The following is a 351-nucleotide window of genomic DNA, read 5'->3' as shown; positions in this document are numbered from 1 at the left end:
GTTCACAGAAGGCAGGGTCATCGCCGCCGGGCAGGCCAGCGGTTTCGGGAACTGGATCGTCCTCGATCACCAGATCGGCGGGAAGGTGGTTTCGACCGTCTACGGGCACATGTTCGACGACGGTGTCCTGGTCAAGAACGGGGATCACGTCTCCGCCGGGCAAGAGATCGGCCGCATCGGAAATGCCGGCGAGACCACCGGCGCTCACCTGCACTTCGAGGTCTGGGACGGCGGCCGCCTCCCCGATGGCGTCGGCACCGCCGTCGACCCCGCACCGTGGATCGAGCGTGCCCAAGAACCCGGCCAGGCCAGTCCGCAGGCCACCGACCCCGGTTCGAACGGTGGCCAGCC

General features: G+C 68.4%; 1 protein-coding gene. It reads left to right on the top strand.

What is annotated here, in order from left to right:
- The coding region (locus MLGJGCBP_RS44405; RefSeq protein ID WP_160104009.1) for a M23 family metallopeptidase at positions 1-351 on the top strand (351 nt) is incomplete at both ends.

Source organism: Rhodococcus sp. T7 (assembly GCF_009872365.1).
Lineage (GTDB): Bacteria > Actinomycetota > Actinomycetes > Mycobacteriales > Mycobacteriaceae > Rhodococcus_F.
The sequence above is the reverse complement of the archived record's forward strand: the minus strand, read 5'-3'. Positions and strand labels throughout refer to the sequence as shown.